Annotated in this window: 13 protein-coding genes; 7 read left to right on the top strand and 6 right to left on the bottom strand. The window is 72.5% G+C overall.

Annotation, left to right across the window (positions count from 1 at the left end):
• The first annotated feature begins 93 nt into the window (after positions 1-93).
• The 3 genes from ACE101_RS07010 (at position 94) to ACE101_RS07000 (ending at position 4800) form a co-directional block, all read left to right on the top strand.
• The gene (locus tag ACE101_RS07010) at positions 94-882 is read left to right on the top strand and encodes a uroporphyrinogen-III synthase (protein WP_379138513.1); all 789 of its coding nucleotides are present in this window, start codon (positions 94-96) and stop codon (positions 880-882) included.
• Between the two features lie 708 nt (positions 883-1590).
• Positions 1591-3060, top strand: a complete 1470-nt coding sequence (locus ACE101_RS07005) for a COG4223 family protein (protein ID WP_379127174.1) — start codon at positions 1591-1593, stop codon at positions 3058-3060.
• Between the two features lie 213 nt (positions 3061-3273).
• A complete protein-coding gene (locus ACE101_RS07000) occupies positions 3274-4800 on the top strand; it encodes a heme biosynthesis protein HemY (protein ID WP_379127172.1) in 1527 nt (508 codons plus the stop codon).
• Between the two features lie 352 nt (positions 4801-5152).
• Here ACE101_RS07000 and ACE101_RS06995 read toward each other — a convergent pair whose 3' ends face one another.
• The 6 genes from ACE101_RS06995 to dgcN all read right to left on the bottom strand — a co-directional run bounded on the left by ACE101_RS06995 (position 5153) and on the right by dgcN (position 10055).
• Positions 5153-5437: a hypothetical protein gene (locus tag ACE101_RS06995; RefSeq protein WP_379127169.1), complete on the bottom strand. Its 285-nt coding sequence runs from the start codon at positions 5435-5437 to the stop codon at positions 5153-5155.
• Between the two features lie 10 nt (positions 5438-5447).
• Positions 5448-5765, bottom strand: coding sequence for an EthD family reductase (locus tag ACE101_RS06990; protein WP_379127166.1), 318 nt, complete (start codon positions 5763-5765; stop codon positions 5448-5450).
• A 76-nt stretch (positions 5766-5841) separates the two neighbouring features.
• Positions 5842-7215, bottom strand: coding sequence for an NAD(P)/FAD-dependent oxidoreductase (locus tag ACE101_RS06985; RefSeq protein ID WP_379127164.1), 1374 nt, complete (start codon positions 7213-7215; stop codon positions 5842-5844).
• A 190-nt stretch (positions 7216-7405) separates the two neighbouring features.
• A complete protein-coding gene (locus ACE101_RS06980; RefSeq protein ID WP_379127161.1) occupies positions 7406-8038 on the bottom strand; it encodes a DUF938 domain-containing protein in 633 nt (210 codons plus the stop codon).
• Between the two features lie 17 nt (positions 8039-8055).
• Entirely contained in the window at positions 8056-9036 is a 981-nt protein-coding gene (gene dgcA / locus ACE101_RS06975) for an N-acetyl-D-Glu racemase DgcA (RefSeq protein WP_379127158.1), read from the bottom strand.
• Complete coding sequence (gene dgcN, locus ACE101_RS06970; RefSeq protein ID WP_379127156.1) at positions 9033-10055, bottom strand: N-acetyltransferase DgcN; 1023 nt, start codon at positions 10053-10055, stop codon at positions 9033-9035. The genes dgcA and dgcN overlap by 4 nt, the downstream gene beginning before the upstream one ends.
• A gap of 257 nt (positions 10056-10312) precedes the next feature.
• On the opposite strand from dgcN, the gene ACE101_RS06965 reads away from it, so the two are divergent.
• The 4 genes from ACE101_RS06965 (at position 10313) to ACE101_RS06950 (ending at position 13682) form a co-directional block, all read left to right on the top strand.
• Positions 10313-11218, top strand: coding sequence for a transporter substrate-binding domain-containing protein (locus ACE101_RS06965; protein WP_379127153.1), 906 nt, complete (start codon positions 10313-10315; stop codon positions 11216-11218).
• A 209-nt stretch (positions 11219-11427) separates the two neighbouring features.
• Positions 11428-12150 carry an amino acid ABC transporter permease gene (locus ACE101_RS06960; RefSeq protein ID WP_379127150.1) on the top strand — a complete coding sequence of 241 codons (723 nt, stop codon included), beginning with the start codon at positions 11428-11430 and terminating at the stop codon, positions 12148-12150.
• 38 nt (positions 12151-12188) lie between these two features.
• Complete coding sequence (locus tag ACE101_RS06955) at positions 12189-12881, top strand: amino acid ABC transporter permease (protein WP_379127147.1); 693 nt, start codon at positions 12189-12191, stop codon at positions 12879-12881.
• Positions 12882-12953: 72 nt separating this feature from the next.
• Positions 12954-13682 carry an amino acid ABC transporter ATP-binding protein gene (locus ACE101_RS06950; protein WP_379138511.1) on the top strand — a complete coding sequence of 243 codons (729 nt, stop codon included), beginning with the start codon at positions 12954-12956 and terminating at the stop codon, positions 13680-13682.

Below are 13682 nucleotides of genomic sequence, written 5' to 3'. Positions count from 1 at the left end.
GCGCTCGCGAGGCAGGCGTAAGGGATGATGGCGCGGAGCGCCGGGCCCGGTATGCTTGAGGCTCAGATAACCCGGGGGATGCGCCCCGCAAAGATGGGAGGCGGCGTGAGTGGCGACACGCTGAGGCTGGAACGGACGCCCCTGCGGGTTTGGGTCGCGCGCCCGCTGCCGGCCGGCGCCCGCACGGCGGCGCGTCTGGCGGGTCTCGGCCATGCGCCGCTCCTCGCGCCGGTGCTCGACCTCGCCCCGAGCCACGCTCCCCCGCCCGACGGGCCTTTCGACGCCCTCATCCTGACGAGCGCCAACGCGGTGCCGGCCGTGGCGGCCGCCGGGCTCACCCGGAGTCCGGCCTTCTGCGTCGGTGCCCGCACCGCCGCCGCGGCGCGCGCAGCGGGGCTCTCCGACGTGCGCCAGGGGGAGGGCGATGCGGCCGCGCTCGCCCGGCTCGTTGCCGCCGCGCTGCCGGCGGGCGCCCGCCTGCTCCACGCGGCGGGCAAGGAGCGCAAGGCGGAGCCCGCCGCCGCGCTCGCCGCGGCGGGTTTCGCGGTCGCCGCCTGGGTCGCCTATGCGGCCCGGCCGGTCCCGGTCCTGCCGGAGGCGGTGAGCTTGGCCCTCGGCGAGGCGAGCCTCGACGCGGCGCTGCATTATTCCCGCCGCAGCGCCGCCACCGCCCTGGGGCTCGCCCGCGCCGCCGGCCGGGACGCGGCCTTCGCGCGGCTCGCGCATCTCTGCCTGTCGGAGGATTGCGCGGCGCCCCTGGTCGGGGCGGGCATCCTGTCCCATGTCGTCGCAGCCCAGCCGACCGAGGACGCGCTGCTCGCCGCCCTGAGCCCGGCCTTGCCCATGCGAGGAGGCTCGCGCCTGGACGCGAAGCGGTGCTAAGGACGGCGCACCAGATCAGCCGCGGTCGGCGCCGGCCCCTCGCAAGGCCGCGTCATCGGCGAACGAGGCAGCCGGCGGGCGGTCCCTCGTTCACGTTCCGCTTCAAGTCGTGAGGATCTTCGGCCGTGACCCCATCCGACAAGGACCCCCAGGATTCCCGCAACCGACCCGGCGGTCGCGGCCCCAACCCGGCGGACGGCCCGATCATCGACCTGAAGGCCACCCGCGTGAACGAGCCCCCCGGCAAGGGGCCGTCTCCCGCCGCGCCGACGAAGCCGGGCGAGCCCCCGAAGCCCGCAGCGTCGGGCGCCACCATCCCCGGGAAGCCGGCGGGTCCCGCGCCCTCCGCGACGACTCCGCCGAAGCCGGGACCGGGCACCCAGCCGGGCGGCGCGACGCCGCCGAGGCCCGGCGAGCCGCCGAAGCCTGCCGCCGCAGGCGCGCCCGGTACCGGGAAGGAGCCGGGACCGGCCGCCGCCCCCGTTGGCGCCGCGAAGCCCGGATCCGCGCCCGCCACCCCGACGACTGCCCCCGCGCCGGGTGCCGCCAAGCCAGGCGCCCCGGCCGCGCCCGGCGCTGCGCCCTCGTCGGTGCCGAAGACGGGGCCGGCCGCCGCCGTCACGGCAGGGAAGCCCGAACCCGGCAAGTTTGAGCCCGGCAAGGTCGAGCCGGCCAGAGTTCGAGCCGGGCAAGCCCGACCCCGCCAAGGTGGAGCCTGCCAAGGTCGATCTGCTCAAGAGCGATGCGAAGCCGGGCGTGTCCAAGACGGAGCCGCCCAAGACGGAGCCTCCGAAATCGGAGCCCCCGAAGAGCGCCGCCCCGGTGACGCCGCCGCGTCCCACCTCGGTGCCGGGCTCCGGCCCGGCGGGCGGGCCCACGCCCGTCGCTGCGCCGCCCACGCGCTCCGGGGCCGGGTTCGGCTCCGTCCTCGCCGCGTCGCTGCTCGGCGGCGTGATCGGCGCGGGCCTCCTCTACGGGGTCCAGACCTACGGTCCGGCCTACGGCCTGCTGCCGAAGCCCGCCGATCCGGCGGCGAATCTCGACCAGCGCCTCGCCGATCTGGCGACCCGCGACAGCGTGCAGGCCCTCGACCGCCGCCTCGCCGCGACGGAATCGGCCCTGCGTCCGCTGCCCGAGGCCGTGCGCGGCGCCGATGCGGCGGCCAAGGCCGCGTCCGACCGGGCCGCCGAGGCGCTCCGGCGAACCCAGGCCGCCCCGGCCGCGGCGCCGGGTGCCGCCCCCGCCGCTCCGGCCGCCGGCGAGCCCCTCCAGGCGCGGCTCGACGCCCTCGACAAGCGCATCGCCGACCTCCAGGGGCGAAGCGACAATCCCGAGCTGCGCCAGAAGGTCGACGGCCTCGCCCAGTCCCTCGCGAGCCTCCAGGGCAAGGCCGATACGAGCGAGCTGCGCGCGCGTCTCGATGGGCTCGATTCCGGCCTGAAGATGCTTCAGGCCGATCTCGGCCGGCGCCTCGCGGCCGAGCAGGAGACGGACAAGGCCCTGGCCGGCCGCCTCGACCAGCTTCAGCAGGCCTTCGACGCGCGCGGCAAGGCGCAGGAGCAGCGTCTGGCCGACCTCGCCCGCGAGGTGGCCGGCCGCGCCGAGGCCGGGGCGCTCCAGGCGGGCCTGCGCCTCGTCGCGACGGACCGCATCGCCGCGGCGCTCGCCTCCGGCGCGCCCTACGCGGATGCCCTGGCGGCGCTCAAGCAGCTGGGGCCGAACGACGGCCCCTCGCTCGCGCCGCTCGAACCCTTCGCGGCGAACGGCGCGCCGACGGCCGCCGCCCTGTCGCGGGAGTTCCAGCCGGTCGGGGCGAAGATCGTCGCCGGCGTGAAGGCGGCCCAGCAGCGGGCCCTGGCCGAGCGCGGCAGCATCACCGACCGTCTCGCTAGCATGGCCGGATCGATCGTCTCGGTGCGCAAGGCCGACGAGGGCGGAGCGGCTGCGGGTCCGGCCGCGGGCGGCGATCCGACCGAGGCGGCGGTGGCGAAGGTGCAGGACGCCCTCGATCGCGGCGCCCTTGCCGAGGCGGTGGCCGCCTTCGACGCCATGCCGGAGGCGGCCCGCAAGGAGGCCGCGTCCTTCGGCGAGAGGCTCAAGGCGCGGGCCGCCGCCGGCGAGGCGGCGCGGACGCGGCTCGCGGCCTCCTTCGCCGCCGTGTCCGGCGCGGCGCGCTGAGGAACGGGGACGAAGGCCCGGTCTTTCGGGCAGGGGCCGTGCACCGGTCCCGCCCGGCCGGCGCGGTGCGGCAGGGTGCGCCCCGCACGGCCGCGCCGACGTTCGGCATCAGAAGCGACAGCAGAATTGCCTCACGCAATTCTGCCGAGGGATCCAAGGGGCGCTCTCGTCCCGCCGCGCGGCCCAGCGCGGACCTGAGGAGTGAAAGAACCGATGTGGCGCGCACTCGCCTTCCTGGCCCTCCTGGCCATCGCCGCCTACGGGGCGGTCTGGCTCGCGGATCATCCGGGCATCGTCACCGTGACCTGGGGCGGCTACGAGGTGGCGACCAGCCTCGCGGCGGCTCTGGTCGGCGTACTGATCCTCTCCGTGGTGCTCGGCTTCATCTGGGCCTTCGCCCGCGGCATCCTGCACTTCCCGCACCGCCTGCGCGTCGGCAACCGGGCGCGCCGCCGGGCCCGCGGCTACGAGGCCCTGTCGCGCGGCATGGTGGCGGTGGGCTCGGGTGATCCGGCCGCCGCCCGGCGCCATGCCGGCGAGGCCCAGCGCCTGCTCGGCGACGAGCCGCTCGCCCTGCTGCTGACCGCGCAGGCGGCGCAGATCTCCGGCGACCGGGCCGGGGCGGAGAGCGCCTTCCGCCGCATGACCGACGAGCCCGAGACCCGGGTGCTCGGCCTGCGCGGCCTGTTCGTGGAGGCACGCCGCCAGGGCGACGAGGCGACGGCCCGGGCCTACGCCGCCGAGGCGGCGCGGCTCGCCCCCGGCGTGTCCTGGGCGAACGAGGCGGTGCTCGAAGCGCAATGCGCCGACCGCGACTGGTCGAGCGCCCTCGACACGGTGTCGCGGCGCGCCTCCCTCGGCATCGCCGACAAGGCGGCGGCCCGCCGCCAACGGGCGGTGCTGCTCACCGCGAGCGCGCTCGAACTCGAAGCGGGCGATCCGGAACGGGCGCTCGCCCAGGCGCGGGAGGCGGTCAAGCTCGCCCCCGATCTCGTGCCGGCCGCCGCCGTGGCCGGGCGGCTGTTCGCCCGCCGCGGGGACCTCAAGCGCGCGGCCCGCGTGGTGGAGGCGGCCTGGAAGGCCAATCCGCATCCCGATCTCGCCCGCGTCTACCTCGACCTCCGAACGGGCGATTCGAGCCGCGACCGGCTCGCCCGCGCCGAGACCCTGGCCCGGCTGTCGTCCTGGCATCCGGAAGCCCGCTTCGCCATCGCCCGCGCGGCCCTGGAGGCGCGCGAGTTCGGCCGCGCCCGGGACGTGCTGAGCCCGCTCCTCGCGGACAACCCGACGCAGCGCGTCTACCTGACGATGGCCGAGATCGAGGAGGCCGAGCACGGCCACGGCTCGGGACGGGCCCGCGAATGGCTCGCCCGCGCCACCCACGCGCCCCGCGACCCGGCGTGGTGCGCGGACGGGATCGTCACGGAGCGCTGGATGCCGATCTCCCCGGTGAGCGGCCGGCTCGACGCCTTCGTGTGGCAGACCCCGCCGGAGCTGCTCGGCCGGTCGAGCCGCGACGTTCCGCCGGAGGAGACGGCGAAGGAGACGGCGCTCCCCGCCGAGCCGGGCCCGCTGCCCGCGCCGAGCGTGACGGCGAAGGAGGAGAAGCCCGCCCCACGCCCGGCCGGCAACGGCCTCGACACCTCGGCCCCGCCCTTCGCCGCCACCGCGACCCCGGTCGTGTTCCCGCCGAAGAAGGACGAGGAGAAGGTTCCGGAGCGCCCGCGTCAAGCGGTGTGATCGGGCGTCGCGGATCGGGCCACCCGAGGCCCGTCCGTCGGTCGAGGATGGAATCCGCAGCGCTCCTCACGCCGAGGGCGCTTGCGGAGCAAGCCTCCTTGGCCGGCTCTCGCCCCGATTGCTGCTCCGGGTCGACGGATCATCGGGCCGGGGTGCTTCGAGTGCCGACAGAGACCGGCCATCCCCGCAGCTGGGGCGGCTGGATTCCCGCTGCGCTGCGCTGATCGGGCCGCGCGCCAAGATCCTGCGATGCCCGATCAATCGCGGCGCGGAATCGCGCGATCCCCCTCTCCCGCTTGGAAGAGGGAATCCCGTACCTGGTCGTGTCCGGACGGATCGGGCCGCGCCGCGGTCAGTGCGTCCAGCGCGCCGCGAAGCGCGCGAGTTCGGTGGCATCGGTGAACGACACCACCTCCAGCGTCCGGGTCTCCTCCGGCCAGCCGGGGAAGAGCGCGTAGGTCACGTCGAGGAGCGCGAGGCGGGCGCTCGGCGTCTCGGTGGAGGCCCAGACCTGAACCTCCTCCGCGAAGGCGTCCGGCGCTTCCGGGGCGATCAGTCCCGAAAGCGGCCGCAGCACCACGAAATACGGACCGAGGTCCGGGTGCTGCTCCTTCACCACCTTGACGATGTCGATCATGCGGGGCGGCTCACCACGCCTGCGGCTGGTTGATCTGGATCACGGGCTTGGCTTGCGTGAAGTTCGGGATGTCCGCGAAGATCTCCGGGCCATGCGTCGCGGCCGCCTTCTGGAAATCCTCCAGCGAGCGGAAGGTGAGCAGCGCGATGATCTGGAAGGGCGGCGGGCTGCCGTCCGGGGTCGCCGCGGCCTTCACGACCTCGGCCTTCTCCAAGCCCAGCGGCGACCAGCGCTCGCGCACGAGCGGCATGTGGTGCTTGAGGTAGTAATCGAGATCGAAGGCGGCGGGCTCGGCGCCGCCCGGATACATCACACTGACCAGGATCATCGCTCGTGTGTCCTCCCCGGCCCGTCTGGGCCGGACGGTACGGAAGCACCGATCCGGCCAGGGCGCAACCGCGGCTTCAGTGCAGCTTCACCCGCGGCACCGTGTGTCGGGTCAGCATGCGCGCCGCGGTGTCGAGGGCGACCTTCCAGGTCCCGTGCAGCGCCCGTTGATGCATCTTGTAGAGCGACTGGTACATCATCCGCGCGAACAGTCCGGCGATGAACACGTTGCGGCCGCGGATGAAGCCCATCAGGTTGCCGACGGTGGTGTACTCGCCGAGGGAGACGAGCGAGCCGAAATCCCGGTAGCGGAAAGGGGCGAGGGGCTGGCCGGCGAGGCGGTTCGGCATCTGCTTGAGGAGATGCGTCGCCTGCTGGTGGGCGGCCTGGGCGCGGGGCGGCACCGGCTTCTGCGTCGCCGCGTCGATCAGGTGGGCGCAGTCGCCGAGGGCGAAGATGTTCGGGTCGCGGGTGGTCTGGAGCGTCGGCGTAACCACGAGCTGGTTGTTGCGCGTGGTCTCCAGCCCGCCGAGGTCGCGCAGCACGTCCGGCGCCCGCACGCCCGCGGCCCAGACCACGAGTTCCGACGGGATGAAGCTCCCGTCCGCGAGCTGGACGCCGTCCGGGCGCACCTCGGTGACGCGGGCGCGGGTGCGCACCTCGACGCCGATCCCGGCGAGCAGGGCCATGACGTCCTGCGACAGGCGCTCCGGCACTGCCGGCAGGATGCGGTCGGCCGCCTCGATCAGCGTGAGCTTGAGGTCCTTGTCGGGGTCGATCCGGTCGAGGCCGGTGGCTGCGACGGCACGGGTGGTCCGGTGCAACTCGGCGACCAGTTCGGTGCCGGTGGCGCCCGCGCCGATCACCGCCACGTGGAGTTGGCCCGGCCGCACCGGCCCGTCCTGCGCGTGGGCGCGGATCATCGCGTTGATCAGCCGGCGGTGGAAGCGCTGGGCCTGATCCGGCGTGTCGAGGGCGATGGCGTGCTCCTTCACGCCGGGCGTGCCGAAATCGTTGCTGGCGCTGCCGATCGCGATGATCAGGGTGTCGTAGGGGATCTCGCGCGCGGGCGTCACCTCGCGCCCCTCCGCGTCGTGGCTCGCGGCGAGCCGCACCACCTGCCGGTCGCGGTCGAGCCCGGTCATCTCGCCGATGCGGTAGCGGAAGTGATGCGCATGAGCGTGGTGCAGGTAATCGACCGCATGGTGCCCCACATCCATGCTGCCCGCCGCCACCTCGTGCAGCAGCGGCTTCCAGATATGCGTGCGGGAGCGATCGATCAGCGTGATCTCCGCTTCCTTGCGCTTGCCGTAGCGGTCGCCAAGCTTCGTCACCAGCTCAAGCCCCGCGGCACCGCCGCCCACCACCACGATCTTGTGCAGACCCGCCACGCTGCTTCCCCTCTGCCGATCCCGATGACGCACGATCCGGTGCAGGGATTGCCGCCTCATCATGAGCAATCCGTTGCCGTCGTCACGCCGGAACCTCTCGGCCCGCACCCCCGCGGGGGCGATACCGGCCCGAGAGGGTGGGCAACGGCATGCGCGACGGGAAGGGGTACGAATGTCCGAATCGGATCACGGCACCGTCTCCTTCGGCAAATTCCGCGACGGGCCGGTGTCGCCCGCCGCAGCAGACGGTCTAACCGGTTGGCCTTGCGCGGGCGCGGAACACCAGAATCAGGTTGTTGGCGGGCATCGCGACGCGCTCGACGAGGCACAGTCCCCGCGTGCGTGCGACCGCGGCCACCGCCTCCACGTCGCGCACGCCCCAGGCGGGATCGCGGGCCCGCAGGCTCGCGTCGAAGGCCGCGTTGCTCGGCGCGGTGTGGGCGCCGCCGATCGTGAAGGGACCGTAGAGGATCAGGGGGCCCTCCGGCGGCAACAGGCGCGCGGCGGCGTCGATCAGGGCGTCCGTGGCCGTCCACGGGGCGATGTGGATCATGTTGATCGCCAGCATCGCGGCGGCCTCCGTCACCGGCCAGTCCGCCGCCCGCACGTCGAGGGCAAGCGGCGGCCGCAAGTTGGGCAGCGCCGCGCGGCGGGCATGCGCCGCGATGCTGCGCAGGGCCGCCGGCTCCGGATCGCTCGGCTGCCAGTCGAGGCCGGGCAGGGCCGCCGCGAAATGCACCGCGTGCTCGCCCGAGCCGCTCGCGATCTCCAACACGCAGCCGGAGGCCGGCAGCACCCGCCGCAGGACGGCCAGGATCGCGTCCTTGTTGCGGGCGACGGCGGGCGCGATCAGCGCGTCCCCGGTGGCATCCCAGCCCAGCATCGCGGACCTCCGGTCGGTCACCCCCAGAGGGCGGGTTCCGGCGGGTGGATCGTGCTGCCCTCGAAGCGCAGGCCGGGCTCGCGGTCCCGGGCGAGGAGGAGCGGTCCGTCGAGATCGACGAAGGCGGCGAAGCCCGAGAGCAGCATGGCCGGGGCCATCGCGAGCGAGGTGCCGAGCATGCAGCCGACCATGATCGTGAGCCCCCGCTCCCGGGCCGCGCGGGCGAGCGCCAGGGCCTCGGTGAGGCCGCCCGCCTTGTCGAGCTTGATGTTGATCGCGTCGTAGCGGCCGACGAGAGCGTCGAGGCCGGCAGTGTCGTGCAGGCTCTCGTCGGCGCAGAGCGGGATGCTGCGCGGCAACCCGTCCAGAGCGCCGTCGTCGTCGGCGGGGAGGGGCTGCTCGATCAGCTCGACGCCGGCCGCCGCACAGGCGGCGAGGTTCTCGGCGAGGGTCGGGGCCCGCCACGCCTCGTTGGCATCGACGATCAGCCGGGCGGCGGGCGCGCCGCGGCGCACGGCGGCGATCCGCGCCGGGTCACCCTCGCCGCCGAGCTTCACCTTGAGGAGCGGGCGCGCCGCCGCCGCCCGGGCCGCCGCCTCCATCTCCTCGGGCGCGCCGAGGCTGAGCGTGTAGGCGGTGGTGGCGGGTGCGGGTGCGGCGATCCCGGCGAGGGCGTGGGCGGGCCGGCCCGTCGCCTTGGCCTCCAGGTCCCAGAGCGCGCAGTCGAGGGCGTTGCGCGCCGCGCCCGCCGGCATCAGCCGGAGGAGATCGGCCCGAGTCGCGCCCTCCGCCACCGCCGCGCCCTGCGCCGCGACGAGGTCGCGCACGCCCTCCACGGTCTCGCCGTAGCGGGCATAGGGGACGCATTCGCCCCGGCCCGCATGGGTGCCGTCCGTGACCTCGGCCACGACGACGGTCGCCTCCGTGCGGCTGCCGCGCGAGATGGTGAAGCGGCCCGCGATCGGCCAGGTCTCGACCGAGACGGCGAGGCGGATCACGCGGCGACTCCCGCCGGATAGAGGGCGGCGAGGCGCGCGACGACGCCCTCGACGCCGAACCGCACCGGATCGGTCGCCGGCAGGTCGTGCTCGGCGGCGAGGCGGTCGAGCAGCGCCCGCGCCTCGGCCTCCGCCAGTTCCTGCGTGTTCACCGCGATGCCCACCGGCCGGATCTCCGGATTGGTCAGGCTGCCGCAGCGGATGGTGAGATCGATGACGTCCTGGATCGAGGGCAGGGGATGCTGCACGCCGCGCATGCGGGTGCGGGTCGGCTCGTGGCAGATCACGAAGGCGTCCGGCTGCGCCCCGTGCAGCAGGCCGAGGCTCACGCCCGCGAAGGAAGGGTGAAAGAGCGAGCCCTGGCCCTCGATCAGGTCCCAATGCTCGGGGGCGGCCTCGGGGGAGATCCACTCCACCGCGCCGGAGATGAAATCGGCCACCACCGCATCGATGGCGACGCCGCGGCCGGAGATGAACACGCCGGTCTGGCCGGTGGCGCGGAAATCAGCGTCGAAGCCGCGGGCCCGCATGCCCTTTTCGAGGGCGAGCGCCGTGTACTTCTTGCCCACCGAACAATCGGTCCCGACGGTGAGGAGGCGGCGGCCGGCACGCTTCACGCCCTTGCCGGTGTCGAAGCGCTGGTCGGAATGGCGGACGTCGTGGAGCTGGCGCCCGCGGCGCGCGGCCGCCTCGGCGATGGCGGGAATCGAGCCGAGCCGCGTGTGAAGGCCGCTCGCCACGTCGAGCCCGGCCTCCAGCGCAGCGACGATCGAGGCGATCCAGTGATCCGGCAGCACGCCGCCCGCGTTCACGACGCCGACGATCAGCGTGCGCACGCCCTTGGCGAGCGCCTCCTCGATGGTGAGGTCGGGGATGCCGAGATCGGCCGCGCAGCCCGGCAGGCGCAGCTGACCGATGCACCATTCGGGTCGCCAATCGACGATGCCGTAGGCGGTCTTGGCGGCGAGCCGGTCGGGGACGTCGCCGAGGAACATCAGGTAGGGCGTGGCGATCTGCATGCGCGCGGTTCCGTCGCGGGAGCGTTCAGGAAGGGCAGGGGACGAGGCGGGCAAGGGACGTGCCGCGGAGCGGCGCCCGCCTTTCTCGCGCGGGCCTTGGCGTTCCGCAACCGCGCTCACGCCATGCCCACGGACAAACCGCGGGTGGGCCATGGACGGGCCCTGATCGTTCCTGCGCATTGCACAACCCGGGCGTGGCCCTTGACGCCGTGCCCCGCGATGGCGGACTGAAGGCCCGCCCAAAAGGAGAATTGTGGATGTCCTTGAAACGCCTGCTGCCCCTGATGGTTGCCGGCCTGGCGGCGATGCCGGCCTCGGCGGAGGAACTCACCGGGACCCTGAAGAAGATCAAGGAGACCGGTGCGATCACGCTGGGCCACCGCGATTCGTCCGTGCCCTTCTCCTATCTCGACGGCAACCAGAAGCCCGTCGGCTACGCGATGGACATCTGCTACAAGATCGTCGACGCGGTGAAGGCGAAGCTCGCCATGCCGAATCTCGAGGTCAAGCTGAACCCGGTCACCTCGGCGACGCGCATCCCGCTCATCGCCAACGGCACCGTCGATCTCGAATGCGGCTCGACCACCAACAACGTCGACCGCCAGAAGCAGGTGGCCTTCACGAACACGCACTTCCTGACGGCCAGCAAGTTCGTCGCCAAGAAGGCGAGCAACGTCACGAAGTTCGAGGATCTGAAGGGCAAGACGGTGGTGTCCACCTCCGGCACCACCAACATCCGGCAGATCAACGAGTACAACGCGGCGAACAAGCTCGGCATGACGATCCTGCCGGCGAAGGATCACGCCGAGGCGTTCCTCATGGTGGAGACCGGCCGCGCGGTCGCCTTCGTGATGGACGACGTGCTGCTCGCCTCCCTCGCCGCGAGCTCCAAGGAGCCGGATTCCTACGTCATCTCGACGGACGCGGTCTCCAAGCCCGAGCCCTACGGCATCATGCTCCGCAAGGACGACGCGCCCTTCAAGAAGGTCGTCAATGATGCCACCGCGGCGCTCTACAAGAGCCCGGAGGGCCCGGCGATCTACGACAAGTGGTTCACCAAGCCGATCCCGCCGCGCAACATCAACATGAACCTGCCGATGGACGCGGCGATGAAGAAGGCCTTCGCCAACCCGAGCGACAGCCCGGATCCGGCGGCCTACTGAAGACGGCGCGCCGCCGAGCGGCGCGACACCGCCCCGCGGCGTGGGACCGCCGCGGCGGCATCGGCATCCCCGCCCCGATGCGGGGATGCACCGGCCCCGAGAAGGATCCGTGGATACGTGATCATCCGGCGCCGGCTGGTCCGGAAATCGCGTAACGTCGGTCGGCGCCGGTCCTCGATCGGGGGAGGGCCGGGCCAGCGGGGCTCGGGATGAACTACAACTGGAACTGGGGCATCTTCTTCGACCTCTCGCCGGAGGGCACGGGCACCTATGCCGACATGCTCCTGTCGGGCCTCGTCTGGACCATCGTCACGGCCCTGTGCGCCTGGGTCATCGCCTTCGCGATCGGCTCGGTGATCGGCGTCCTGCGCACGCTGCCCAGCCGCGCCGCGCAGGCCATCGGCAACGGCTATGTCGAGCTGTTCCGCAACATCCCGCTGCTCGTGCAGATGTTCCTGTGGTTCTTCGTGCTGCCGGAGGTGCTGCCGCAGGCCTGGGGCACGTGGCTGAAGCAATTGCCCGACGCGCCGTTCTACACCGCCGTCGTCTGCCTCGGCTTCTTCACCGCCTCGCGCGTGGCCGAGCAGGTGCGCGCCGGCATCCAGGCCCTGCCGCGGGGCCAGCGCATGGCCGGCACGGCGCTGGGGCTGACCACCGCGCAGACCTACCGCTACGTGCTCCTGCCCAACGCCTACCGCATCATCCTGCCGCCGCTGACCTCCGAGTTCCTGAACAACCTCAAGAACACGTCGGTGGCGCTGACCATCGGGCTCCTCGAACTCACCGCCCGCGCCCGCTCGATGCAGGAATTCTCGTTCCAGGTCTTCGAGGCCTTCACGGCCGCGACCATCCTGTACATCATCATCAACCTCGTGGTCGTGACCGCGGCCGGCTTCCTGGAGCGCAAGGTCGCGATCCCCGGAAGCCGCTGACGATGACTCCTCCTCCCTCCCGCCGCGGGTGAGAGCCGATGCTCGCCAACTTCGATTTCAGCGTCATCGTCAATGCGCTGCCCTACCTGTTCCTCACAGGCATGACCTTCACGCTGACGCTGACCGCCCTCGCGGCGGTCGGCGGCGTGATCCTCGGCACCTTGATCGCCATGATGCGGCTCTCCGGCCTGCCGGTGCTGCCGGTGGTCGCGAAAGCCTATGTCAACTTCATGCGGTCGCTGCCGCTGGTGCTGGTGATCTTCTGGTTCTACTTCCTGGTGCCGTATATCGGGCAGTGGCTCACCGGGGCCGACCGGCCGATCCAGGTCGGCGCCTTCGCCTCCTCCCTCGTGACCTTCACGCTGTTCGAGGCGGCCTACTTCTCCGAGATCATGCGGGCCGGCATCCAGTCGATCCCGAAGGGCCAGACCGCCGCCGCCTCGGCGCTCGGCCTGACCTACTGGCAGAGCATGAGCAACGTCATCCTGCCCCAGGCCTTCCGCAACATGCTGCCGGTGCTGCTCACCCAGACCATCGTGCTGTTCCAGGACACGTCGCTCGTCTACGTGCTCTCGATCACCGACTTCCTGGGCGCCGCGTCCAAGGTGGCGCAACGCGACGGGCGTCTCGTCGAGATGTATCTGTTCGCCGCCGTGGTCTATTTCGTGATCTGTCTTCTCGCCTCGGTCCTGGTGCGCCGCCTGCAGCGCCGCATCGCCATCATCCGCTAATGTGAGCCCGCCGCCATGTCCTCGCCCGCGCCGCTCATCGACACGCCGCCCGCCACCACGACCACCGGCCCCATGATCGTGATCGATCAGGTCAGCAAGTGGTACGGCGACTTCCAGGTGCTGACGAACTGCACGACCTCGATCGCCAAGGGCGAGGTCGTCGTGGTCTGCGGCCCCTCGGGCTCCGGCAAGTCGACCCTGATCAAGTGCGTCAACGCCCTCGAGCCGTTCCAGAAGGGCCAAGTCACGGTCGACGGCACCAAGATCGCCGACAAGAAGACCAACCTGCCCAAGCTCCGCTCGCGGGTGGGCATGGTGTTCCAGCATTTCGAGCTGTTCCCCCACCTGTCGATCACCGACAACCTGACGCTCGCCCAGCGCAAGGTGCTGGGCCGCGGGCGCGAGGAGGCGCAGGCGAAGGGTCTCGCGCTTCTCGACCGCGTCGGCCTGAAGGCGCATGCCCACAAGTTCCCGGGCCAGCTCTCGGGCGGGCAGCAGCAGCGCGTGGCGATCGCCCGGGCGCTGGCCATGAATCCGATCGTGATGCTGTTCGACGAGCCGACCTCGGCCCTCGACCCCGAGATGGTCGGCGAGGTGCTCGACGTGATGGTGGAGCTCGCCCGCGAGGGCATGACCATGATGGTGGTGACTCACGAGATGGGTTTCGCCCGCAAGGTCGCCAACCGGGTGATCTTCATGGACCGGGGCGAGATCGTCGAGGACGCGCAGAAGGAGGATTTCTTCGGCTCGCCGCGCAGCGAGCGGGCGCAGCTCTTCCTGTCGAAGATCCTGTCGCACTGA

The sequence above is a fragment of the Methylobacterium carpenticola genome, assembly GCF_042748905.1.
Classification (GTDB): domain Bacteria; phylum Pseudomonadota; class Alphaproteobacteria; order Rhizobiales; family Beijerinckiaceae; genus Methylobacterium; species Methylobacterium carpenticola.
The sequence above is the reverse complement of the archived record's forward strand: the minus strand, read 5'-3'. Positions and strand labels throughout refer to the sequence as shown.

Excerpts from the sequence above, each read along its gene's own strand:
- ACE101_RS07010 (WP_379138513.1), top strand. The coding sequence starts at position 94 with ATGGGAGGCGGCGTGAGTGGCGACACGCTGAGGCTGGAACGGACGCCC.
- ACE101_RS07000 (WP_379127172.1), top strand. The coding sequence starts at position 3,274 with ATGTGGCGCGCACTCGCCTTCCTGGCCCTCCTGGCCATCGCCGCCTAC.
- ACE101_RS06990 (WP_379127166.1), bottom strand. The coding sequence starts at position 5,765 with ATGATCCTGGTCAGTGTGATGTATCCGGGCGGCGCCGAGCCCGCCGCC.
- ACE101_RS06960 (WP_379127150.1), top strand. The coding sequence starts at position 11,428 with ATGAACTACAACTGGAACTGGGGCATCTTCTTCGACCTCTCGCCGGAG.
- ACE101_RS06955 (WP_379127147.1), top strand. The coding sequence starts at position 12,189 with ATGCTCGCCAACTTCGATTTCAGCGTCATCGTCAATGCGCTGCCCTAC.
- ACE101_RS06995 (WP_379127169.1), bottom strand. The coding sequence starts at position 5,437 with ATGATCGACATCGTCAAGGTGGTGAAGGAGCAGCACCCGGACCTCGGT.
- ACE101_RS06965 (WP_379127153.1), top strand. The coding sequence starts at position 10,313 with ATGTCCTTGAAACGCCTGCTGCCCCTGATGGTTGCCGGCCTGGCGGCG.
- ACE101_RS06980 (WP_379127161.1), bottom strand. The coding sequence starts at position 8,038 with ATGCTGGGCTGGGATGCCACCGGGGACGCGCTGATCGCGCCCGCCGTC.
- dgcN (WP_379127156.1), bottom strand. The coding sequence starts at position 10,055 with ATGCAGATCGCCACGCCCTACCTGATGTTCCTCGGCGACGTCCCCGAC.
- ACE101_RS06985 (WP_379127164.1), bottom strand. The coding sequence starts at position 7,215 with ATGAGGCGGCAATCCCTGCACCGGATCGTGCGTCATCGGGATCGGCAG.
- ACE101_RS06950 (WP_379138511.1), top strand. The coding sequence starts at position 12,954 with ATGATCGTGATCGATCAGGTCAGCAAGTGGTACGGCGACTTCCAGGTG.